This window comes from Ancylobacter polymorphus (genome assembly GCF_030813495.1).
Lineage (GTDB): Bacteria > Pseudomonadota > Alphaproteobacteria > Rhizobiales > Xanthobacteraceae > Ancylobacter > Ancylobacter polymorphus.
Window position 1 is genome coordinate 398955 of record NZ_JAUSUI010000005.1, and the last position, 22473, is coordinate 421427.

18 protein-coding genes are annotated in these 22473 nt (G+C 70.1%); 11 read left to right on the forward strand and 7 right to left on the reverse strand.

What is annotated here, in order from left to right:
• Positions 1-16: 16 nt before the first annotated feature.
• From J2S75_RS13760 to J2S75_RS13780, 5 genes are read left to right on the forward strand one after another with little or no spacing between them, the layout of a single operon-like run.
• Positions 17-913 (forward strand): NAD(P)-dependent methylenetetrahydromethanopterin dehydrogenase, encoded by an 897-nt coding sequence (locus tag J2S75_RS13760; RefSeq protein WP_307020439.1) that lies wholly within the window; start codon positions 17-19, stop codon positions 911-913.
• Entirely contained in the window at positions 879-2039 is a 1161-nt protein-coding gene (locus J2S75_RS13765) for an ATP-grasp domain-containing protein (protein ID WP_307020440.1), read from the forward strand. Before J2S75_RS13760 ends, J2S75_RS13765 begins: the two co-directional genes overlap by 35 nt.
• A gap of 7 nt (positions 2040-2046) precedes the next feature.
• Positions 2047-3018 carry a methenyltetrahydromethanopterin cyclohydrolase gene (mch, locus tag J2S75_RS13770; protein ID WP_307020441.1) on the forward strand — a complete coding sequence of 324 codons (972 nt, stop codon included), beginning with the start codon at positions 2047-2049 and terminating at the stop codon, positions 3016-3018.
• Positions 3015-3923 (forward strand): ATP-grasp domain-containing protein, encoded by a 909-nt coding sequence (locus J2S75_RS13775; protein ID WP_307020442.1) that lies wholly within the window; start codon positions 3015-3017, stop codon positions 3921-3923. Before mch ends, J2S75_RS13775 begins: the two co-directional genes overlap by 4 nt.
• Positions 3920-4744, forward strand: coding sequence for a triphosphoribosyl-dephospho-CoA synthase (locus J2S75_RS13780; RefSeq protein ID WP_307020443.1), 825 nt, complete (start codon positions 3920-3922; stop codon positions 4742-4744). Before J2S75_RS13775 ends, J2S75_RS13780 begins: the two co-directional genes overlap by 4 nt.
• On the opposite strand, the gene J2S75_RS13785 is transcribed toward J2S75_RS13780, so the two are convergent.
• Positions 4734-5432, reverse strand: coding sequence for a HisA/HisF-related TIM barrel protein (locus J2S75_RS13785; RefSeq protein WP_307020444.1), 699 nt, complete (start codon positions 5430-5432; stop codon positions 4734-4736). The genes J2S75_RS13780 and J2S75_RS13785 overlap by 11 nt on opposite strands.
• Before the next feature lie 30 nt (positions 5433-5462).
• On the opposite strand from J2S75_RS13785, the gene J2S75_RS13790 reads away from it, so the two are divergent.
• The 4 genes from J2S75_RS13790 (at position 5463) to pepN (ending at position 10604) form a co-directional block, all read left to right on the forward strand.
• Positions 5463-6431 carry an ATP-grasp domain-containing protein gene (locus J2S75_RS13790; protein WP_307020445.1) on the forward strand — a complete coding sequence of 323 codons (969 nt, stop codon included), beginning with the start codon at positions 5463-5465 and terminating at the stop codon, positions 6429-6431.
• On the forward strand, positions 6428-7477 hold the full coding sequence (locus J2S75_RS13795) for a hydantoinase/oxoprolinase family protein (protein WP_307020446.1): 1050 nt from the start codon (positions 6428-6430) through the stop codon (positions 7475-7477). The genes J2S75_RS13790 and J2S75_RS13795 overlap by 4 nt, the downstream gene beginning before the upstream one ends.
• Positions 7478-7507: 30 nt before the next feature.
• A complete protein-coding gene (gene folB, locus J2S75_RS13800; protein WP_307020447.1) occupies positions 7508-7870 on the forward strand; it encodes a dihydroneopterin aldolase in 363 nt (120 codons plus the stop codon).
• A gap of 85 nt (positions 7871-7955) precedes the next feature.
• Positions 7956-10604: an aminopeptidase N gene (pepN, locus tag J2S75_RS13805; protein ID WP_307020448.1), complete on the forward strand. Its 2649-nt coding sequence runs from the start codon at positions 7956-7958 to the stop codon at positions 10602-10604.
• A gap of 57 nt (positions 10605-10661) precedes the next feature.
• On the opposite strand, the gene fae is transcribed toward pepN, so the two are convergent.
• Entirely contained in the window at positions 10662-11201 is a 540-nt protein-coding gene (gene fae, locus J2S75_RS13810) for a formaldehyde-activating enzyme (protein ID WP_307020449.1), read from the reverse strand.
• Between the two features lie 405 nt (positions 11202-11606).
• On the opposite strand from fae, the gene J2S75_RS13815 reads away from it, so the two are divergent.
• Both J2S75_RS13815 and J2S75_RS13820 read left to right on the forward strand, forming a co-directional pair.
• Positions 11607-13811, forward strand: coding sequence for a PAS domain-containing sensor histidine kinase (locus J2S75_RS13815; RefSeq protein ID WP_307020450.1), 2205 nt, complete (start codon positions 11607-11609; stop codon positions 13809-13811).
• A gap of 6 nt (positions 13812-13817) precedes the next feature.
• Positions 13818-14933, forward strand: a complete 1116-nt coding sequence (locus tag J2S75_RS13820; protein ID WP_307020451.1) for an NAD(P)/FAD-dependent oxidoreductase — start codon at positions 13818-13820, stop codon at positions 14931-14933.
• Here the strand turns inward: J2S75_RS13820 and J2S75_RS13825 are convergent.
• From J2S75_RS13825 to J2S75_RS13845, 5 genes are all read right to left on the reverse strand, one after another.
• Positions 14930-17911, reverse strand: coding sequence for a bifunctional [glutamine synthetase] adenylyltransferase/[glutamine synthetase]-adenylyl-L-tyrosine phosphorylase (locus J2S75_RS13825; protein WP_307020452.1), 2982 nt, complete (start codon positions 17909-17911; stop codon positions 14930-14932). The two genes, J2S75_RS13820 and J2S75_RS13825, sit on opposite strands and share 4 nt — an antisense overlap.
• Positions 17912-17959: 48 nt before the next feature.
• A complete protein-coding gene (locus tag J2S75_RS13830; RefSeq protein ID WP_307020453.1) occupies positions 17960-19369 on the reverse strand; it encodes a sensor histidine kinase in 1410 nt (469 codons plus the stop codon).
• Positions 19353-20033 (reverse strand): response regulator transcription factor, encoded by a 681-nt coding sequence (locus J2S75_RS13835; protein ID WP_307020454.1) that lies wholly within the window; start codon positions 20031-20033, stop codon positions 19353-19355. The genes J2S75_RS13830 and J2S75_RS13835 overlap by 17 nt, the downstream gene beginning before the upstream one ends.
• 270 nt (positions 20034-20303) lie before the next feature.
• Positions 20304-21866: a Do family serine endopeptidase gene (locus J2S75_RS13840; RefSeq protein WP_307020455.1), complete on the reverse strand. Its 1563-nt coding sequence runs from the start codon at positions 21864-21866 to the stop codon at positions 20304-20306.
• 92 nt (positions 21867-21958) lie between these two features.
• Positions 21959-22459, reverse strand: coding sequence for a cytochrome c-type biogenesis protein (locus tag J2S75_RS13845; RefSeq protein ID WP_307020580.1), 501 nt, complete (start codon positions 22457-22459; stop codon positions 21959-21961).
• Between the last annotated feature and the right edge of the window lie 14 nt (positions 22460-22473).

A 22473-nucleotide genomic window follows, 5' to 3' on the forward strand; every position in this document is an offset into this window, starting at 1 on the left:
CTAGGGAACGCACGCCATGGCGGATATCGCCCCCATCCTCCACATCATCTCGCCGCTTCGCCACGTCAGCCCGTTCGACGTCAACATGGCGGTCGATGCCGGCTACGCCACCATCCTCCCCTATTCCGGCGTCACGCTGGACGAGGTCGGCGACCTCACGCAGGACATGATGTTCTCGCGCCATCCCGACGCCGCCCCGCGCACCGGCCTGTTCATCGGCGGCAAGGATGCGGGCCTCGCGCTCGACATGGCGAACAAGGCGAAGAGCGTCCTGTTTCCGCCCTTCGAGATTTCCGTCTTCGTCGACCCCGCCGGCTCCTTCACCACTGCCGCCGCCATGGTGGCCGAGGTGGAGCTGAAGCTGCGCCCGGCCCGGCCGGAAGGCCTCAAGGGCGTGAAGGTGCAGGTCTATGGCGCCACCGGCGTCGTCGGTGGCATCGCTGGCGTCATCGCCGCCCAGGCGGGCGCGCAGGTGACGCTGGTCAGCCACCGCGACATCGAGGCAGTCGAAGCCAAGGCCCGCGACTTCAAGCAGCGCTTCGGCGTCGACCTCGCCAGCGCCACCGGCAAGAGCGAGGACGACAAGCGCGCTTTGGTGGCGGAGGCCGAGGTGGTGCTGGCCTGCGGCCGCGCCGGCGTGGAAATCCTCTCCGCCGACGTGCTGGCGGGCGCGCCCCATCTCAAGGTCGCCGCCGATGTCAACGCCGTGCCGCCCTCGGGCATTGCCGGTATCGACGCCCACGCCAATGGCACGCCGCTCGCCCATGGCGCGCTGGGCATCGGCGCCCTCACCATCGGCCATCTCAAATACCGCGTGCAGCATGAACTTCTGCAGCGCATGCGCGTCGCCCCGGCGGCGATGACGATCGGGTTTGAAGATGCCTTCCTGCTCGCGCGATCGCTCACGGCCTGAGGACGCGTTCGATGTCGTCCTTGTCGGCATCGCCGCGCGCGGGCTGGCGGCGAGCGCCCGTCGCGCCGGCCTCAAGCCCCTTGTCCTCGACCTGTTCGCGGACGAGGACACGCGCGCGCTGGCCGCACGCAGCCTCCAGCTGTGTCGCCGGGACGGGCTCGCGCTCGACCCGGACGACCTGTTCGCCCAGCTTGCCCGCCATGCCGGGCCGGACACGCCGCTCGTGCTCGGCACCGGCTTCGAGGACGCGCCGGAGCTTGTCGGTCAGCTGGCGGCGCGCTTTCGTCTCGCGGGCAGCGGTGCCGACACCCTCGCCCGGCTCAAGCAGCCCTTCGATTTCGCCCATCGCCTCGCCGGGCTCGGCATTCCCCATCCCCGGGTGTTTTCCGGCCCGGCCCCGGACGGCGTTCCGACGCTGGAAAAGCGCGTCGGCGCATCAGGGGGCGGGCATGTCCGCCCGTCGTCACAGGCACGCGGGCCGGGCTGGTATCTGCAGGAGCAAGTGGAAGGGCGCGCCGTCTCGGCCCTGTTCCTCGGCAATGGAACGGGGGCGCGCCTCCTCGCCTTTTCCGAACAATGGTGCGCGCCGGCCGAAGGGGCGCCGTTCCGCTATGGCGGCTGCGCGGGCCCGCTCGCGCTGGAGCCGGCCCTTGTCGAGGCGATCGACTCCGCGCTGTCTCGCCTCACCGCCCGCGTCGGCCTCACGGGGCTGGCGAGCGCCGATCTCATCCTTGGCGCGGGGGCGTGGCATCTCATCGAGGTCAACCCGCGGCCCGGCGCGACGCTGGATATCTTCGACGCTCCCCCGCTCCCGCCTCTGCTGCGCCTTCACCTCGACGCCTGTGCGGGCGAACTGCCGGACCTCCCGCTCCTTGTCCCCGGCGCGGGCGTGGAAATCCGGGCCGCCGGCGTATTTTACGCACCCACCCCCATCAAGGTGAGGGACGCCCTGCCCCACTGGGCAGCGGACCGTCCCGCCCCGGGCACGCGCATCGCGGCGGGAGAGCCCGTCTGTACGGTGCAGGCGACCGGACGCGACCTTGCCGACGCCCGCGCCGTTCTGGCGCGGCGCATGGATCATCTTTCGCGCGTGCTGAACATACCCAGCCGCGCTGCTGCGGAGTAACTCTCCCATGTCGACCCCCCTCCAGAACGCGTCGGGACTGAGCGTGGCCGCCCTGTCGGCACCGCTCGTCGAGGACCTCTTGGCCAAGGCCGCGACGCTGCGGCTTCATCTGAGCCAAAGCCCCTGCGGCGCCCTCCTGGTCGATGCCGGTATCGCCGCCCGCGGCGGGCTGGAAGCGGGCCGGCGCATCGCCGAAATCTGCCTCGGCGGCCTGGGCTCGGTCAGCCTGTCAACCAGCGGGCGTTTTCCGCGCTGGGGCACGATGGTGACGGTGACCACCGCCGATCCCGTGCTCGCCTGCCTCGGCAGTCAATATGCCGGCTGGAGCCTCGCGGAAGGCGACTTCTTCGCCCTGGGCTCCGGCCCCGCCCGCGCCTTGTGGGCGAAGGAGGCGCTGTTCCAGGAACTCGGCTACCGCGACAGCGCCGACCATGCCTGCCTGGTGCTGGAAGTCGACAAGCTGCCGCCCGACGCTCTGGTGGCGCGCATCGCCGAAGAATGCGGCATCGCGCCGGAAAAGCTCACCCTCATCCTCACGCCCACCTCCAGCCTCGCCGGCACGGTGCAGATCGTCGCCCGTGTGCTGGAAGTGGCGCTGCACAAGACGCATGCGCTGCACTTCCCGCTCGACCGCGTGGTGGATGGCATCGGCGCCTCGCCCTTGCCGCCGCCGGCGCCGGATTTCGTCGCCGCCATGGGCCGCACCAATGACGCCACGCTCTATGGCGGCGATGTGCAGCTCTTCGTCACCGGGCCGGAAGACGAGGCGCGGGCGCTGGCCGAGGGGCTGCCGAGTTCTTCCTCGCGCGACCATGGCCGCACCTTCGCGGAGATCTTCACCGCCTATAAGGGCGATTTCTACGCCATGGACCCGATGCTGTTCAGCCCCGCCCGCGTCACCGTGACCGCGCTGGAGACCGGCCGCAGCTTCACCTTCGGCGCGTTCCATGAGGATGTCCTGGAGCGCTCCTTCGCATGAGCGTGGAACGCTCCGACACGGTCGTCATCTTCACCGAGGATGCCGACTGGCACACACGCCGGCTGAAGGCGGCGATCGAGCGCGAGGGCTTTCCCGTTCTCGTGCTCTCGCTCAACGACTGCGGCTTCGCCATTGGCGGCACCGCTCATGGGCTGGTGCTGCCGGGCCTTGGCGACGCTCTGCCGGCCGCCGCCTTCGTGCGTCTCATCGCCAAGGGCTCGACCGAGCAGATCACCGCGCGGCTCGGCCTGCTGCACGCGCTCTCCGCGCTGGGGGTGAAGGTGATGAACGACGCCCGCGCCATCGAGCGCTGCGTCGATAAATCCATGACCAGCTTCCTCATTGCCCAGGCCGGCCTGCCGACCCCGCGCAGCTTCGTCGGCGAGGACCGGGCCGCGATGCAGGCGCTGCTCGACGCCGCGCCGGGCGACATGGTGCTCAAACCGCTGTTCGGCGCGCAGGGGCGCGGCATACGCCGGCTGGCGCCGCGCGCTCTGCTGCCCGAGCCCGAGAAGGTCGGCGGCCTATACTACCTGCAGGATTTCGTCGCCGCCCCCTCCGCCGAGAGCTACCAGGACTGGAGGGTCTTCGTCATTGGCGGCACGGTGGCAGGGGCGATGCTGCGCCGCTCGCCGGTGTGGATCACCAATATCCACCAGGGCGCCGTCGGCGTGCCGGCACCGTTCGATGCCCGCGCGCATGAACTCGCCATCCGCGCCACCGCGGCGGTCGGCGCCGATTACGCGGGGGTGGACCTGATCGAGGACGCGCTGGGGCAGTTTCAGGTGCTGGAGGTCAATTCCATGCCGGCCTGGAAGGGATTGCAGCAGGCGACGGGCCTCGACATCGCGAGCGCACTGGCCCGCCATCTCGCCGCGATGCTGGCGGTCACGGTCGCGGCATGAACGCCACCGCCATCGCGGCCGCGTTCCGCGCCGCCTGCCATGCCGAACTCGACGCGCTCAAAGCGGGCAATGTGCACCGCTTCAGCGCCGGCCACGGCATGGAGGTCGCGCATTTCGAGCGGGCGGCGCAGGCGGCAGCGCCTTTGCTCGCCGCGCCAGGCGCCCGTGTGGGCGAGCGGATCGAGAGCGCGGTGGCGGCCTCGCTGGCAGAAACCGGCCTCAACACCAATCTCGGCATCCTCCTGCTCTGCGCGCCGCTGGCGGCGGCGGCGGAACGGCCCGGCCCGCTGCGGGCGTCACTCGATGCCGTGCTCGCCGGCCTCGACATCACGGATGCGCAGGCCGCCTTCCGCGCCATCGCTGCGGCCAATCCGGGCGGGCTCGGCCGGCATGGCGCGCATGATGTGGCGGCGCCCGCCCGCATCGGCCTCGTCGAGGCGATGGCGGAAGCGGCGGGACGCGACCGGATCGCCCGGCAATATGTCTCCGGATTTGCCGATGTGTTCGAGATCGGCCTCCCTCGCCTCGCGGCCCTCGCCGATGCTGAGCCGGAAGCGCGCACCGAGGCGGTGCATCTCGCCTTCATGGCGGCGTTCCCGGACAGCCACATCGCCCGCAAATTCGGCGAGGCCGCCGCCGAAGAGGTGCGCCGCGAGGCGTCCTCCGTCGCAGAGGCCGTCGATTTCCGCGCCCCGGCCGCCACCCGCCGCGCGCCGCTGCTCGCCTTCGACGCCCGACTGAAGGCGCGCGGCCTCAACCCCGGCACCAGCGCCGATCTCACCGTGGCGACGCTGTTCGCGCAGGCGCTGCTCAGCCCATGAACGCCGCGATATCCGCACGCGACAGCCGCCCGTCATGCAGCGCGCTGGCCAGCAGCACGCCGGCGACGCCGAGCTCGGCCAGACGATGAAGGTCGTCCACGTCCCGCACCCCGCCCGCCGCATAGACGCGCCGGCCCTCCGCCCGCGCGCGAATGGCGGCGAGGCGGTCCAGATCCGGCCCCTGCCCGGCGCCGACCCGTGCCAGCGTCATCACGATCACCGCTTCCGGCCACAGGGCGGCGTTGTCGTGCAGGCTCTCCGGCCCGCGCGGGCCTTCCGGTCCGTAGTCGAGCGAGAGCAGCCCGGCGCCGCTGGCCAGCGCCGCCTCGGCTTCGGCAAGATCGGCAAGGCTTTCACTGCCGATCACCGGCCGGCCGGGACCCTGGGCAACACGGCGGGCGAGCGCTTCGGGGGACGCCTCTCCGGCATCGACCCACAGGGTGAGCCCGGGATGGCGCACGGCGAGGGCCTGCAGTTCCGCATCGTGCCCCCCGCGCCCGGCGATGGCGTCGAGATCGGCGATGTAGAGCGTGCGGAAGGCGCCGAGCGCCAGCAGCCCGTCGGCCACGTCCGGCGGGGCGGCGCTGGCGGACAGCGGCGTCTCGATCGGCCGATAGGCGTCACGGGCGCCGCGGCGTGCGTGGACCACCGCACCTCCCATCAGGTCGATCACCGGTATAAGTTCCACCTTCGGCCTTCCTCTCTGGTACGCGGGTAGATGCTGGTCTTTGTCGTTGAAACGGTCACCGGGGGTGGCGCCCTCGGCGCGGAACTTCCGGCCTCGCTGATAGCCGAAGGCGCGCTGATGCGCGACACGCTGATCGGCGACCTTGAGGATCTTCCCGGCGTGCGGGTGGTCACCACCCATGATGCGCGCTTCCCCGCCCCGCCGCGCGGCACCAGCACAGCGCTGCGCCTCGGCGACGATCCCGCCTCGGTGTGGCGGCTGATGGCGCGGGAGGCCGATTGCTGCTGGCCGATCGCGCCGGAGAGCGCGGGCGTGCTCGAACGCCTGGTCCGCGATTTGCGCGCCCAGTGCCGGCGGGTGGTGGCGCCGGAGCCCGAGACCATTGCCCTGTGCGCCAGCAAGCTGGAGACTGCGCGGGTGCTGGAGCAGGCGGGCGTGAAGGTGGTGCCCACCTGGCCGCTCGACGCGCTGCCGGCGGAGGCCCCCGGCCCCTTCGTGGTGAAGCCGGATGACGGAACCGGCGGTGTCGGGCTGCGCGTCGTCGACCAGCGCCCGACGCCGCCCTATCCGCCGGCCCATGTCATCCAGCCCTTGGTAGCGGGCGAGGCGGCGAGCCTCACCCTTTTGTGCCAGAACGGGCGGACCCATGTTCTGACCGCCAACCGTCAGCACATCGCGCGCGGCGACGGCAGGTTGCGCTTCACCGGCGTCACCGTCGGCGCCTTGCCCGTAGACGACGCGCTGCGGTCTTTCGGGGAGAGCATCGGCGCGGCATTGCCGGGCCTGCACGGGCTCATCGGCGTCGATTACATCGCGACAGCGGACGGCCCGGTAGCGGTGGAGGTCAATCCGCGCCTCACCACCTCCTATGCCGGCCTGCGCCGGTCGCTGGCGGTCAACCCGCTGGCCTTCATGAGCGAATTCATCCGCGACGGCGCGGTGCCGGACCTGCCGCACCTGCCGCCCGCCCTTCCCATCGACATCGTGCCTGAGGAATGACCGTGAAGAGAATTGTCCGCCTGGGATGGGATGTCGGCGGCGCCCATGTGAAGCTCGCCGCCTTCGGGCAGGACGGACGGCTGAAGGCCGTGCGCATCGCGCCCTGCCCGGTGTGGAAGGGCGAGGCGGAACTCGCCACCACGCTGCGCGAGCTGCGGTCGGAGTTCGAGCCCGGCGTGCCCTCCGCCGTCACCATGACCGCCGAGGGCGCCGATCTCTGGCCCGACCGCCACGCCGGCGTGGTCGGCACCGTGGGGCTGCTGATGCAGGCGCTGGCCGGCGCGCCGCTGGCGCTGTTCGCCGGGCCGGACGGCTTCGTGCCGCCCGAGCGCGCGGCCGAGCATGCCGACCGCATCGCCTCGGCCAATTGGTACGCCACCGCCGCCGTGCTGGCGCATCTGTTGCCCGGCGGCATTCTCGTCGATATCGGCTCGACCACGGCGGACCTCATTCCCTTCGAGGCCGGGCGGGTGACGGCGCGCGGCTTCTCGGATGCCGAACGCCTCGCCAGCAATGAGCTGGTTTACACCGGCGCGGCCCGCACGCCGGTCATGGCGCTGGCGGCCGAAGCGCCGTTCGCGGGCCGCTGGCTGCCGCTGATGGCCGAACTCTTCGCCACCACGGCCGATATTCACCGCCTCACCGGCGAGTTGACCGAGGAGGCCGACCTCTACCCGAGCGCAGATGGCGGGCCGAAGACGGCGGAGGCAAGCGCCCGCCGCCTGCTGCGAATGATCGGACAGGATTTCGCGCCGCCGCTCCTGCCCAGGACGAAGGCGCTGGCGCGCCACCTCGCGGAAGCGCAGATCACCCGCATCGGCCGCGCGTTCGACTGTGTCGCCTCGGCGCAGGAGAACGCGCCGGAGATGCTGGTCGGCGCCGGCGTCGGCCGTTTCATGGCGGCGCGGCTCGCCGAGCGGCGCGACCTGACCTATCTCGACCTTGCCGACGTGCTGACCGACGACCCCGCCCTCTCCCGCCAGGCGGCGGACTGCGCCCCGGCCGTGGCCGTCGGCCTGCTCGCCGCCGCACTCGACGCCGCCTGACCCACCGAAGAACCCACGGGAATTCCGCTCATGTCCGACCGCATTTTCCTCCGGGGCGTCGAACTGCACGCCTGGCACGGCCTGCATGAGGAGGAGGCGCGGCTCGGCCAGCGTTTCATCATCGATATCGACTGGTGGCTCGACGCCGGCGACGCCGCCGCCCATGACAATTACGCCGAGACGGTCGGCTATGAGAAAGTGTTCGAGGTCATCCACGAAGTGTCCTCCAGCCACCGCTTCCATATTCTCGAAGCCTTCGCCCAGGCCATCGCCGAAGCGGTGCTCACGCGTTATCCCCGGGTGGAGAAGGTGCGTGTGGAACTGCACAAGCCTTCCGCGCCGATCGCCGGCATCTTCCGCGACGCCGGGGTCGAGATCACCCGCCATCGCTGAACCGCCGGCGCCACCGCTTCAGGCTTCCGGCGCGGGGCGGAATTCATTACCTCTTGACGTTCAGACCGCTGTTTCGGAGTCCACCATGTCGCGCGATGCTGTGCCCCCGCCTGTCCGCCTCGGCGACTACCGGCCGCCGGACTGGCTCGTCGACACGGTGCATCTCGATGTGCAGTTGCACCCAACCGCCGCACGAATCCGCGCCCGGCTGGCGCTGCGCCCGAATCCTGAAGGGCGCGAGGGTTCACCCATCGTTCTCGATGGCGACGAGCTCAGCCTGAAATCGCTCACGCTGGACGGCGTGCCGCTGGCCGGCACCGCCTATGTCGTCACCGCAACGGCCCTGACCCTGCTTGCCCCGCCCCAGCGCGCGCTGACGCTGGAAATCGAGACGGTGGTGAACCCGTCCGCCAATACCAAACTGATGGGCCTCTACCGTTCCAGCGGCACCTATTGCACCCAGTGCGAGGCGGAGGGCTTCCGCCGCATCACCTATTTCCCGGACCGGCCGGACGTTCTTGCCGTCTACACCACCCGCATCGAGGCCGAGCGGGAGGAAGCGCCGATTCTGCTCGGCAATGGCAATCCGGTGGAAAGCGGGCCGGTCGAGGGCACAAGCCGGCACTACGCGGTGTGGCATGATCCCTGGCCGAAGCCCTGCTACCTCTTCGCGCTGGTCGGCGGGCGGCTCGACCGCATCGCCGACGACTTCGTCACCGCCACCGGCAAGAAGGTCGAACTCGGCATCTATGTCGAGCCGGGCAAGACGGAGCGGGCCGGCTACGCCATGGACGCGCTCAAGCGCTCCATGCGCTGGGACGAGGAAGTGTTCGGCTGCGAATACGACCTCGATGTGTTCAACATCGTCGCCGTGGCCGATTTCAACATGGGGGCGATGGAGAACAAGGGGCTGAACATCTTCAATGACAAATATGTCCTCGCCAGCCCGCAGACCGCCACCGATGCCGACTACGCCAATATCGAGACGATCATCGCCCACGAATACTTCCACAACTGGACCGGCAACCGCATCACCTGCCGCGACTGGTTCCAGCTGTGCCTCAAGGAAGGCCTCACCGTCTTCCGCGACCAGGAATTCTCCGCCGATGCGCGCTCGCGCCCGGTCAAGCGCATCAGCGATGTCCGGCTGCTGAAGTCCCACCAGTTCCCGGAAGACGCCGGCCCGCTGGCGCATCCGGTGCGCCCGTCCACCTATCGCGAGATCAACAACTTCTACACCGCCACCGTCTATGAGAAGGGCGCGGAAGTGGTGCGGATGCTGAAGACCCTGCTGGGTGAGGAAGGCTTCCGCGCCGGCATGGACCTCTATCTCGACCGCCATGATGGCGATGCGGCGACGGTGGAGGAGTTTCTCGCCTGCTTCGCCGATGCCAATGGCGTCGATCTGACCCAGTTCGCCCTGTGGTACGCGCAGTCCGGCACACCGCAGCTCGCTGTCAGCGGCACATGGGACGCGGCGACCCATCGCTACCGGCTCGACGTGGCGCAGAGCCTTCCCGCCACGCCGGGGCAGGACCAGAAACAGCCCATGGTGATCCCGCTCGCCATCGGGCTGGTCGGTCCGGATGGCCGCGACCTGCCCCTGACCCTCGACGATGGCAGCAATGCCGAGCGGGGTGTGCTGCGCATTACCGAGCCGCGCCAGAGCTTCGTCTTCCGCGACATCGCCGAGCGGCCGGTGCCCTCGCTCAATCGCGGGTTCTCCGCGCCGGTGAAGCTCTCCAGCGATCTTTCCACCGCCGACCTGCTGTTCCTCGCCCGCCATGACAGCGACCCGTTCAACCGCTTCGACGCCGCCCAGACCATCGCCCTCGGCCATCTCGTGGCGGCGAGCGCCGCCGCCCGCGCCGGCAGCGATGTGCCGGTGCCGGACGCGCTGGTCGAAGCGCTGGGCGCGACGCTGGCGGATGGTGCGCTGGACCCCGCCTTCGTGGCGCAAGCGCTCTCCATCCCTTCCGAAGCGGATGTCGCCCGCGAGATCGGGGTGGATGTCGATCCCGACGCCATCCATCTCGCCCGAACCCGGCTGCGCCGGGCGGTGAGCGCGGCACTCGCCCCGCAACTGGCGGCGACCTATGACCGCCATGCGCCCGCGGGCACCTATTCCCCGGACGCCGCCTCCGCCGGTCGGCGCGCGCTGCGCAACAGCTGCCTCGATCTTCTCGCCGCCGGCGGCACGCCGGACGCGCTGGCGCGGGCGCAGGTGCATTTCGACACCGCCGACAACATGACCGATCGTTTCTTCGCCCTCGCCGTTCTCGCCCATGCCGCGCCACAGGCACGCGAGCCGGCGCTGGCGGCGTTTCACGAGCGGTTCCGCGACGACCCGCTGGTGGTCGACAAATGGCTGGCCCTGCAGGCGCAGATCGCCGAGCCGGAGGCGCTGGAACGGGTGCGCGGCCTCACCCGCCACCCTGCCTTCGCCTGGACCAACCCCAACCGTGTGCGCGCGCTGATCGGCAGCTTCGCCGGGCTCAACCCGACTCAATTCCACCGTGCTGACGGTGCTGGCCATGCGCTGCTGGCCGACGCCGTGATCGACATTGACGGGCGCAATCCGCAGCTCGCCGCCCGGCTGCTCGCCGCCTTCAAGAGCTGGCGCTCGCTGGAGCCGGGCCGGCGGGCCTCGGCCGAGGCGGCGCTGCGGCGCGTCGCCGCCAAGCCCGGCCTGTCGCCCGATGCGAGCGACATTGTCGGCCGCTCGCTGGAGTGAGGCATGCGACTGCCCCGCGCCCGCCCGCTCACCGGGGCGGCGCGGGGCGCGCGCGGCTCAGTACTCGACGACGCCGTCGAGCGCGTAGTGCTTGACGGTCTTGCGGTTGGCGATCAGTTCGTCGACCGTCGGCTTGCCGGTCATGGCGCGTTCCAGCGCCAGCTTCATCGCCTCGTAATTGGTGCGGTACAGGTCCGCCTTGTCGAGGTTCGGGTCCTCGGCACAGCGCGGGTCGAGCCACACCATCACGATCATGCACAGCTCGTCCGCCTGGTCCTTGGGCAGGATGCCTTCGGCCAGCGCGTCGACGATGGCGTCGCCAATGGCGCCCTGCACCACGCCGCCGAGCAGGTCGACATATTCCAGCGTGTGGATGGTGGCCTTGGTGGTCATCATCGTCGCCGGGCGCACCTGCTGATTCAGGTCGCGCACCACGAACATGCGGGTGTGCCCCTGCACCTGCCCCATCATCGAGGCGAAGGCGTGCCCGGCAGGACCGCGCACCGAACCGATCAGCACTTCGGGCATCGCGTCGGTGAACTGACCGTCGGCCGCGAGAACCGTCGCCTCGCCGGTGCGGAACCAGATGTCGCTCATGTGAACCTCTTTATTTCTGCCGCCACCCGCCAACCGGGCAAAAGCGCATAGCATCAGGGCCCGCGCGCCGTCCATGCGGCGTGGTTGTCGGCAGGCGTCACCCTCCTTGTCCCGCAGCGCCACATACCCCGGCACCCTTGGCACCGCCGGAGGTTGCTGAATCGTTAACTTGACTCCCGCGGACTCTGGACAGGGAGGGGTCGGTTCGATTCAAATCGGAGTGATTCGGAGAGATGCGGCACATCGCTCCTGTCGTGATGGGAACGGGTTTTGGGACTTCGGGGGAGGCCGGCGATGGCGCGCGCCAACGCTGCAGGCGCGTCCGTGCGCGTACAAGCCATGCGAGGGCTTGCACGCAGCGTGGCGCGACCTGCTTATCAGCGATTGGTCGACGCCGAGCCTTTCATGCGCAAGGCGGTCCCGGCGTTGATCGTGGCGTTCATCGCCTCGGTCGCCATCGCCGCGATCGTGCAAATTCACGCCTACCGCGCCGACGCCATCGCCAATGCCAAGGATGAGCTGGCGCTGTTCGCCGCCGCCATCGCCAGCGAGGCCGGGCGCCAGCCGCCCAGTGCCACGACCCCCGACACGCTGCTGAAGAACAGCCTGCCGCCGCGCGCCGCCGAGGATGGCCGGCGTTACGGCCTGATCGACGCCAACGGCAAGATCCTCGCCACCCATGACGAGACGGCCACCGCCGCCGACCAGATCACCCAGCTGCTCGCCAACACCCAGGCACTCACCATCTTCGCCGAGAACGCCGGCGTGCTTGATGTGGTGATGCCGGACGGCAGCGCCGCGCTCGCCACGGTGCGCAACCTGCCGGGCGGGGCCCTCCAGCTTGTGGTGGTGCAGCCGCTCGCCGGGGCGCTGTCCACCTGGCGCTCCGACACCGTCCTCACCGTTACCCTGCTCTCCACCACAGGCGCGGTGCTGCTGATCCTCGGCTTCGCCTTCCACTGGCAGGCGACCCGGGCCCGCGAGGCCGACGGCATTTATGAAACGGTGCGTGCCCGCATCGACACCGCCCTCTCGCGCGGCCGCTGCGGCCTGTGGGACTGGGACATGGGCCGGGGCCGCATGTTCTGGTCGGAATCGATGTTCGAGATGCTCGGCCACGAGCCGCGCGAGGACCTGATCTCCTTCGGCGAGGTGACGAGCCTCGTGCATCCCGACGACACCAATCTCTACGACATCGCCCGCGAGATCGCCGACAAGCCCGGCCGCACCATCGACCGGGTGTTCCGCATGAAGCACGCCGACGGCCATTGGGTATGGCTGCGCGCCCGTGCCGAAGTCGTGCCGCAGCACAATGGCGAGCCGCCGCATCTCGTCGGCATCGCCGTGGACGTGACCGAGGAGCGCCGCCTCGCCGAGCGCACCGCCACCGCCGACATGCGCCTGCGCGACGCGATCGAGAGCATTTCCGAATCCTTCGTGCTGTGGGACGCGGCGAACCGGCTGGTGCTGTGCAATTCGCGCTTCCAGTCGCTCTACGGCATTGGCGACGCTCATGTGACGCAGGGCACCGAGTTCGAGACCATCGCCTCGCTCGCCCGCCAGCCGGTGGTGCGCATTCCGCTGCGCACCGAAGACCGGCCGGAGGAAGGCGCCCGCGCCTTCGAGGCACAGCTGGAAGGCGGACGCTGGCTCAAGGTCGCCGAGCGGCGCACCAAGGATGGCGGCTACGTCTCCGTCGGCACCGACATCACCGCCCTCAAGCGCCATGAAGAGCGCCTGATGGAAAGCGAGAAGCGGCTGATGGCGCTGGTCGCGGACCTGCGCAAATCGCAGCAGACGCTGGAACTCCAGGCGCTGCAGCTTGCCGAGCTGGCGCAGAACTATGCCGACGAGAAGACCAAGGCCGAGGACGCCAACCGCGCCAAGTCGGAATTCCTCGCCAATATGAGCCACGAGCTGCGCACGCCGCTCAACGCCATCATCGGCTTCTCCGAGCTGATGGAAAGCGGCCTGTTCGGCCCGCTCGGCAACGACAAGTACAATGAGTATTGCCGCGACATCCGCGATTCCGGCCGCTACCTGCTCGACGTGATCAACGACATTCTCGACATGTCGCGCATCGAGGCCGGACGCGTCCAGCTCAACCTGCAATCGGTCCAGCTGGACGAAGTGGTCGCCGACGCCATCCGCGTCATGTCGGTGCGGGCGGCCGAGAAGCAGCTCACCATCGTCGATGAGTCCGATACCGCGGTGACGGTGGAGGCCGACAAGCGGGCGCTGAAGCAGATCACGCTCAACCTGCTCTCCAACGCCATCAAGTTCACCCCCGAACAGGGCCGCATCAGCCTGCGCACGCGGCGCTCCAAGCATGCGGCGCTGCTGGTCATCGAGGACAGCGGCATCGGCATCGCCAAGAGCGCGCTCGCCAAGATCGGCCGTCCCTTCGAGCAGGTGGAAAGCCAGTTCACCAAGACGCACAAGGGTTCGGGCCTCGGCCTCGCCATCGCCAAGTCGCTGGTGGAACTGCATGGCGGCTCGATGCGCATCCGCTCCTCCGAGGGCGTCGGCACCACGGTGGTGATCCGCCTGCCCTTGAATGGCCGCCCGGCGTTGCAATACCGTGCCGGCCGCCCTTCCGTCGCCGAGTAGCCTTGCATGCACAGCCCTGAGGAACATGCCGTCGACTGCGTGGTCGCCGGCGCCGGCGTGGTCGGCCTCGCCATCGCCCGCGCGCTCGCCCTGAAGGGCCATGAGGTCCTGGTGCTGGAGGCGACGGGCCTTGTCGGCTCCGACACCTCCGCCCGCAACAGCGAGGTGATCCATGCCGGCATCTACTACGCGCCCGGCACGCTCAAGGCCCGGCTGTGCGTCGAAGGGCGCGCGGCGCTTTACGCCTATTGCGAGGCGCGCGGCCTGCCGCACCGGCGCGCCGGCAAGCTCATCGTCGCCAGCAGCGGGGCGGAACTCGACAAACTTGCCGCCATCGACGCCCATGCCCGCGCCTGCGGCGTTACCGACCTCCAGCCGCTGACGGGTGCCGAGGCGCGGGCGCTGGAACCGGCACTGAGGGCGGAGGCGGCCCTGCTCTCGCCCTCCACCGGCATCATCGACAGCCACGCGCTGATGCTGGCGCTGCGCGGCGATCTCGAAGACACCGGCGGCATGATCGCCTTCAACGCACCCATCCTCGCCGGCGAGATTACGGCGCAGGGGATAATCATCGATGTTGGCGGCGACGAGCCGATGCGCCTCTCCTGTGCCCGCTTCGTCAATGCCGCCGGCCATGGCGCGGTGCCCCTCGCCCGCGCGCTTACCGGCCTCCCCACGGAAGCGGTCCCGCCGGCCTATTTCTGCAAGGGCTCCTATTTCACCCTTTCCGGCCGCGCGCCGTTCACCCGGCTGATCTACCCCGTGCCGGAGCAGGCCGGGCTCGGCGTGCATCTCACGCTCGATCTCGGCGGGCAGGCGCGTTTCGGCCCGGACACCGAATGGATCGACGCGCCGGACTACACGGTCGATCCCGCGCGCGGCGCGGGGTTCTATGCCGCCATCCGCCGCTACTGGCCGGCGCTGCCGGACGGGGCGCTGAACCCCGGCTATGCCGGCATCCGCCCCAAGATCGTGCCCGCCGGCGCCCCGGCGGCGGATTTCCGCATCGACGGGCCGGAGGCGCATGGCGTTGCCGGGCTGGTGCAGCTGTTCGGCATCGAATCCCCCGGCCTCACCGCCAGCCTCGCCATTGCCGATATGGTGGCGGAAAAGCTCAGTTAGGCCCGCTTGCGCCGACGTTTGGGTTCGGCGCGCAGCAGCCGCTCGAAGGTCGCGCGCACGGCCCGCTGGGTCTCGAACAGATGCGCTTCCAGCGTGGAGAAATCCGGCATGGCCCCGGCCCGCGCCAGCAGGCGGCGCAGCGCCGGGCTCGCTTCCGTGGGCTTGAACGGCTCGGTGATGGCGAGACGCAGCACCTGCGTCAGATCGTGCAGCAGCCGGCAGGCATCGGCCAGCACCTGCCCGTCCTGCACGTCGATGAGGCCGACCCGCTGCGCGGTCTCGATCACCCGCAGCGTCGAGGTGTCGATGATGCGCGGCTCATGCGCGGCATGAGCGAGCACGAGATACTGGGCGATGAACTCGATATCGACCAGCCCGCCCCGCGCATATTTCAGGTCCCAGGGCTCGTCCTCGCCCTTCTCGTCGGCGATGGCGCCGCGCATGTCGAGGATGTCGGCGGCGAGCCGGGCCGGGTCGCGCTCACGCGCCAGCACATCGCCGATCGCCGCCTCCACCCGGGCACGGAAGGCGGGCGAGGCCGCCACCACGCGGGCGCGCGTCAGCGCCATATGCTCCCAGGTCCAGGCCTCCTCGGCCTGATAGAGCTCGAACCGCGTCAGGCTGGTCGCCACCGGGCCGGAGCGGCCGGAAGGGCGCAGCCGCAGATCGACCTCATAGAGCTGGCCGGCATTGGTCGGGGTGGTCAGCGCGTTGACGATGCGCTGGGTGAGACGGGCGAAATACTGACCGCCATAGAGCGGGCGCGGCCCGTCGCTGTCGGGGTGCTCCTCATCGAAATCATAGAGCACGATGAGGTCGAGGTCGGAACCCGCCGTCATCTCCCGCCCGCCAAGCTTGCCCATGGCGAGCACCGCGACTTCCGCCTGCGGCAGCGTGCCATGCGCGGCGCGGAAGCGGGCGATCACGTCCTCTTCCAGCGAGCGGATCAGCACATCGGCGAGGCGGGCGAAGGCCTCCCCGGCGCGGGCGGCGGGCAGTGTGCCGGAGAGGATGCGCACGCTGATCAGCACATGGTGCTCCTGCCGGAAGCGGCGGGCGCGGTCGAGCCGGTCCTCCTCGTTCTCGGCCTGGGCGAGATCGGCGGCGAGCCGCGCGGCGAGTTCCGGCTCGTCCGGCAGCGCGCCGAAAAAGGCGGGGTCGAGCAGCGCGTCGAGCAGCGAGGGCCGGTGCGCCAGCATCTCGCCAAGCCGCGGCGCGGTGCCGAGAATGGTGGCGAGCAGGCGCACGAGATCGGGATTGTGGCGCAGCGCCGCCAGCAGCCGCTGCGCGGTCGGCATTTCGCGGAAGAAGCGGTCGGCGGCGTTAAGCCCGGCATCGGGGGCGCCGCCGCGCGCCAGCGCGTCCACCAGCAGCGGCACGATGGCTTCCAGTTCCTCGCGCACGCCCTCCACCCGCAGGGCACGCGGCTCGCCCGCCAGCCAGCCGCGCACCGTGGCGCTGGCCGCCTTGGGGTCGGCATAGCCGAGCCGGTGCAGCGTCGCCAGCGTTTCGCGGTCGTCGGCGCCTTCCGGGAAGTCGAGCCGGCCCTCCACCGCCGCACGGGGCGGGGCATCCTCGAACAGCTTCGAATAATGATGCTGCACGCGGGTGAGGCGCTGGGTCAGCGCCTGGGCGAAGCTCTCGCGGTCGGCATAGCCCATGAAGCGGGCGAAGCCGGCCAGCGTGTCCTCATCCTCCGGCAGGCTGTGGGTCTGGGCATCGCCCACCATCTGCAACCGGTGCTCCACCCGCCGCAGGAAGTGATAGGCCTCGTCCAGCTCGGCGCGCGCGCCCTCGCCGATCCAGCCGGTCTCGGCCAGCACGGCGAGCGCTTCCAGCGTGCGCGGGGTGCGCAGGCGCGGGTCGCGGCCGCCGGCGATCAGCTGCTGGGTCTGGGCGAAGAACTCGATCTCGCGAATGCCCCCGCGCCCCAGCTTGACGTTGTGGCCCTCCACCGCGATCGCCTCATGGCCGCGAAAGGCGTGAATGTCCTGCTTCATCGCGTGGACATCGGCAATCGCCGCATAGTCCAGCGCCCGGCGCCAGACGAAGGGCGCAAGCTGGCGCAGGAATTCGTGGCCAAGCGCGATATCCCCGGCGATGGGCCGCGCCTTGATATAGGCGGCGCGCTCCCAGGTGGCGCCTTCGCGCTCGTAATAGTCGAGCGCCGCGTCCAGCGACAAAGCGGCGGGGGTCGAGGCGGGGTCGGGGCGCAGCCGCAGGTCGACGCGGGCGACATAACCCTCGCTGGTCCGCTCCTGGATCAGCCGGACCAGCCGCTGGGTCATGCGCACGAAGAACGGCCCGGCCTCCGTATCCTTGGCCAGCGGCGCGACTTCGGGATCGTAGAGCACGATCAGGTCGACATCGCTGGAATAGTTCAGCTCGCGGGCGCCATGCTTGCCCATGGCGAGCACGGTATAGCCGAGGCCCTCGACCCCGGTCTTGCGCAGCTTGCGGCTCCCGACCCCTTCGCGCACCAGAAACGCCACCGCCATGGCGATGGCGGCATCGGCGGTCGCGGTCAGTTCGGCGGTGACGGTGGCAAGGTCGAACACCCCGCCAATATCCGCCAGCGCGACGGTGAGCGCGGTGAGCGTCCGCAGCCGCCGCAGCGCCGCCATCACCTCCGCCTCGTCGGAGGAGGCCTCCACCGCCGCCCGGGTGGCCGCGCGGGCCTGCGCCAGCGCGGCAACTGGCTCTGTTTCCAGCAAAGCGAGCAGCCGGGCGGGATCGACGCGGATGAGGTCGGTCAGGAAGGGCGAGCGCTCCACCACCGCCGCCAGAACGGCGCGGGCCTCGTCATGGGCGGCGAGAAGAGCGTCGAGCCGGGCACGGACGGGCCTGGGCGCCTCGGCGATCGCATCGACCAGCGCCGGCGGCATCCCCTGCGGAACGGGAAAGCCCTCCGCGCGCCGCAGCCCCGCTATGAGGCTCCCGGCCGGGGCCGTCTGCGTTCCGCTCTTTCCTGCCGCCATGCCGTCTTCGCCCCCTTCGCCTGTGTGCCCGTCCGCTCCCGGACCGTCCTACGCCGCCTCCGCCTCGTCGCTGAGGTCGAGCGGCAGGTCGATAACGACCCGCAGCCCCGGATCGTTGCCCTCCAGCGACAGTGTGCCGCCGTGCAGCCGTACCACCGCTGCCACCAGAGACAAGCCCAGACCGAAGCCCGGCCGCGTTCGGCTCGCTTCCAGCCGCACGAAACGCTCCAGCGCGCGCGGGCGATCCGCCTCCGGAATGCCGGGCCCGCGATCGGCCACCACGAGGCGCAGCCGGTCGCCGATGCGCGTGGCGCGGAGGTCGAGCTCGCGGCGCTCCCCGGGTGTTTCCGGCGCGCTGTATTTGATGGCGTTGTCGAGAAGGTTGGCGAGCGCCTGCCCGAACAGTTCGCGCACGCCGTGCATCGGCAGCGGCCCGGCGATCTCAGTCTTCAGATCGAGTCCGCTCTCATCGGCCACCGGCTCGTAAAGTTCGGCCACACCCGCCACCGTCTCGGCGAGGTCGAAGCGCAGCATCTTGGCGCTCGCCTGGCCCGCCTCGGCGCGGGCGATCATCAGGAGCGCATCGAAGGTGCGGATCAGCCCGTCGGATTCCTCGATGGTGCGCTCGGTGGCGAGGCGCCATTCGTCTTCCGAGGCCGCCGTGCGCAGCGCGTCCTCGGCGCGGTTGCGCAGCCGGGTCAGCGGCGTCTTGAGGTCGTGGGCGATGTTGTCCGACACCTCTTTCAGCCCGGCCATCAGCGCCTCGATGCGGTCGAGCATGGCGTTGAGGCTCAGCGCCAGCCGGTCGAACTCGTCGCCGGTGCCGGAAACGGCGAGCCGCCCCGAGAGGTCGCCGGCCATGATGCCGTCGGAGATCGCCGTCATCTGGTCGATGCGCTTGAGCACGCGCCGTGTGATGAACAGCCCGCCTGCCATGCCGAGCACGACCAGCAGCGCCAGTCCCCACACGGCGGGGCCGATGATGATCTGGCGCAGTTCCTCGCGCTCGACCACGTCGCGGCCGATCAGCAGCCGGTACTCGCCGGGCAGGAACACGACATGCACCAGCGCCCGGCTCGGCGGGGCGGCGGAATCGTCGGTGCGGACATAGCTGATTTCCCGCCAGCCCTGCTTGTCCAGAAAGTTCAGCGGCAGGTTCATCATGTTGCCGGCGAGCGGGTCGCCGTTGAAGCTGGTCACCAGCAGCAGCCCGGCATCGGGCGCGCCGGCGCGGCGGTTGACGAGATTAACCAGCCGGTTGATGCCGCCGCGCTCGAACTGCGCCTGCATGAAGCGGGTGTCGTTCTCGATCGCCTCCACCGCCTGGCGGGTGACGAGGCGCTGGGTGTGCCAGCCGAGATAGGCGATCACCGATCCGGCGAACAGCGCGAAGATGATGAGATAGGCCGCGAGCAGCTTGAACGCGGTGGTGCGGATGAGCTTACCGAGCGCCGTCACGAATAATGTACCCCGCGCCGCGAACCGTGTGGAGCAGCGGCGGATCGAACCCCTTGTCGATCTTCGCGCGCAGCCGCGAGACGTGAACGTCGATCACGTTGGTCTGCGGGTCGAAATGATAGTCCCACACATTTTCCAGCAGCATGGTGCGGGTCACCACCTGCCCGGCGTGGCGCATGAGATATTCCAGCAGGCGGAATTCACGCGGCTGCAGCACGATCTCCTGTCCCGAGCGGGTGCAGCGATGTGCCAGCCGGTCGAGTTCGAGATCGGCGACGCGGTACACGGTGTCGGCGGCCTGCGGCCCGCCGCGCCGGGCCAGCGCCTCGACGCGGGCCAGCAGTTCGGTGAAGGCGTAGGGTTTGGGCAGATAGTCGTCGCCGCCGGCGCGCAGGCCAGTGACGCGGTCATCCACCTGGCCGAGGGCGGAAAGAATGAGCGCCGGCGTCTTGTCGCCGCGCCCGCGCAGATCGGCGATCACCGAGAGCCCGTCGCGCCGGGGCAGCATGCGGTCGACGATGAGCACGTCATAGCCGCCGTCGCGGGCCAGAACGAGCCCCTCTTCACCATCGGCGGCGAGATCCACGACATGGCCGGCCTCGCGGAACGCCTTGCGCAGGTAGTCGGCGGCGTCGCGGTCGTCCTCGACGATAAGCAGGCGCATGGGGGACTCGTCGGCGTTCTTGCGGGCGGCTCTCCGGAAGTCCGCGAGGTCGATGAACGGGCCCTCTCGGCCCCGCGCGGAATCGGAAGCAACGGTACGATTCGAATTCGTCTCCATGTACGTCATTTCGCGCCTCGCGCCTATCGTTGCCATCCCGCCAGGGCGCCCCCTGAAAGAGATGACGCGGGGAATCCTCCCGGACTCCCCGCGCCACCGAACCGGCCGCAGCCCAAGGGGCGACGGAACGAGCCGCAACCGGAACCTTTAGGCTCAGCCCTTCTGGTCGCCCAGAGAGATGGCCACGAACCGCGTGCCCTGCTCGGACTTGACGCGCATCAGCACGGCCTTGCGGTTGTCCTTCTTGGCGGTGGCGAGACCGTCGCGAACTTCGGCGGGGGTCATCACCGGCTTGCCGCCGACATCGAGAATGACATCGCCCGCCTTGATGCCGCGCTCGGCCGCCGGGCCGTTCGGGTCCACGTCGGTCACCACCACGCCGATGTCACCGGCGCCGGCGACGCCCTTGGCCGGGGCGAGCGACAGGCCGAGGCGCGGAACGCCCTTGCCGTCTTCCTCGCCCTGCTCGGCCTTGCCCTTGTCGGCGGAAGCGACATCGGTCGGCAGTTGCTCCAGCGTGACCGGAATGGTCATCGACTTGCCGTCGCGCAGCACGCTCAGCTTCACGGTCACGCCCGGCTTCTTGCGGGCGATCTCGCGCGACATCTCGCGGGAGTCCTTGACGGTCTGGCCGTCAATGGCCGTCACCACGTCGCCGGGCTTGAGGCCGGCCTTCTCGCCGGGCGTGCCGGGCTGCACCTGGGCGATGAGGGCGCCCTCGGCTTCCTTGAGGTTCAGCGCCTCGGCGACCTCGTCGCTGACCGGCTGGATCTGCACGCCGACATAGCCGCGCGCCACCTGCCCGCCGTCCTTCAGCGCCTCGACCACTTCGGAGACGGTCTCGGAGGGAATGGCGAAGGCGATGCCGACATTGCCGCCCGAGGGGGAGACGATGGCGGTGTTGACGCCGATCACCTCGCCGTCGAGGCTGAAGGTCGGGCCGCCGGAATTGCCGCGGTTGATCGGCGCGTCGATCTGGATGAAGTCGTCATAGGGGCCCGAGCCGATATCGCGGCCGCGCGCCGAGACGATGCCCGCCGTGACCGTGCCGCCGAGGCCGAACGGGTTGCCGACCGCGACCACCCAGTCGCCGACGCGCGGCGCCTTGCCGGCGAGCTTCACCCAGGGAAAGTCGGACTTGCCGTCCACCTTGAGCAGCGCAACGTCGGTGCGCGGATCGGTGCCGATCACCTTGGCGGTGTAGCTCTTGCCGTCGGTGGTGGTGATGTCGACCTCGGAGGCGCCGTCGACCACGTGGTTGTTGGTCACCGCATAGCCGTCGGCGGAGATGAAGAAGCCGGAACCCTGGCCGACGACGCCGCGATGGCCGGGGCCGCGACGCGGGCCCATATCCGGGCCGCCGGGGCCACCCGGGCCGAAGCCGAAGCGGCGCATGAAGCGCTCGATCTGCGGCGGAATGTTCTGGCCGCCCATGCCTTCCTCGTCATTGGCGGCGAGCTTGTCCTCGTCCTTCTTCACCTTCACGCTGACGACGGCGGGGGAGACCTTCTCGACGATGTCGGCGAAGGAGAAGGTGCCGGCGGGCTGGTTGGTGGTCAGCTGCGCCTGGGCGGGGGTGATGATCTCGGGCAGCACGAAGGCGCCGACGGTGCCACCGGCCAGAGCCAGGGTGAACACACCGGCGAGCAGCCGGGAACGGCTCTTGCGCAGCGTGGAGGCAGGGGTGCGGGTCGGATTGGGCGCGGTGCGCGACATGTGTCGTTCCTCGTTCGACAAATCACTCTCCCCACCGGGAGCGTTGAACGAGAACCTAGAGACCGTCGCCTTAACGCAGTCTGGCGAGCGGGTTAAACTTTCGTAACGTCGCGTGCGGCGTCGTCGGGCGCTTCCGCCAGCGCAGCCCGCAGCCGCGCCTCCTCCTCCGCCGACAGCGGAGCCGCCGCCGGCGCCTCGCTGGCCCCTGCCTGCGCCCCGCGGCGGCGATAGGCGACGACGAGGCCGAGCCCGCCGAACAGCAGCACCGCGAAGGGCGCCAGCCAGAGGATCACATTCGCCCCGTGCCAGGTCGGGCGCAGCAGCACGAACTCGCCATAGCGGGCGACGAGATAGTCGAGAACCTGCTGGTTGCTCTCGCCCTGGGCGATGCGCTCGCGCACGAGCAGGCGCAGGTCGCGCGCCAGCGGCGCGTCGGAATCGTCGATCGACTGGTTCTGGCACACCATGCAGCGCAGCTCCTTGGAGAGCTCGCGCGCCCGCGCCTCCTGCGCCGGATCGGGCAGCACCTCATCCGGCTGCACGGCGGCGGCGGGGGACATGAGGGCGAGGCCGACAAGAGCGGCAACCGCCAGCCTCCACCAGCACG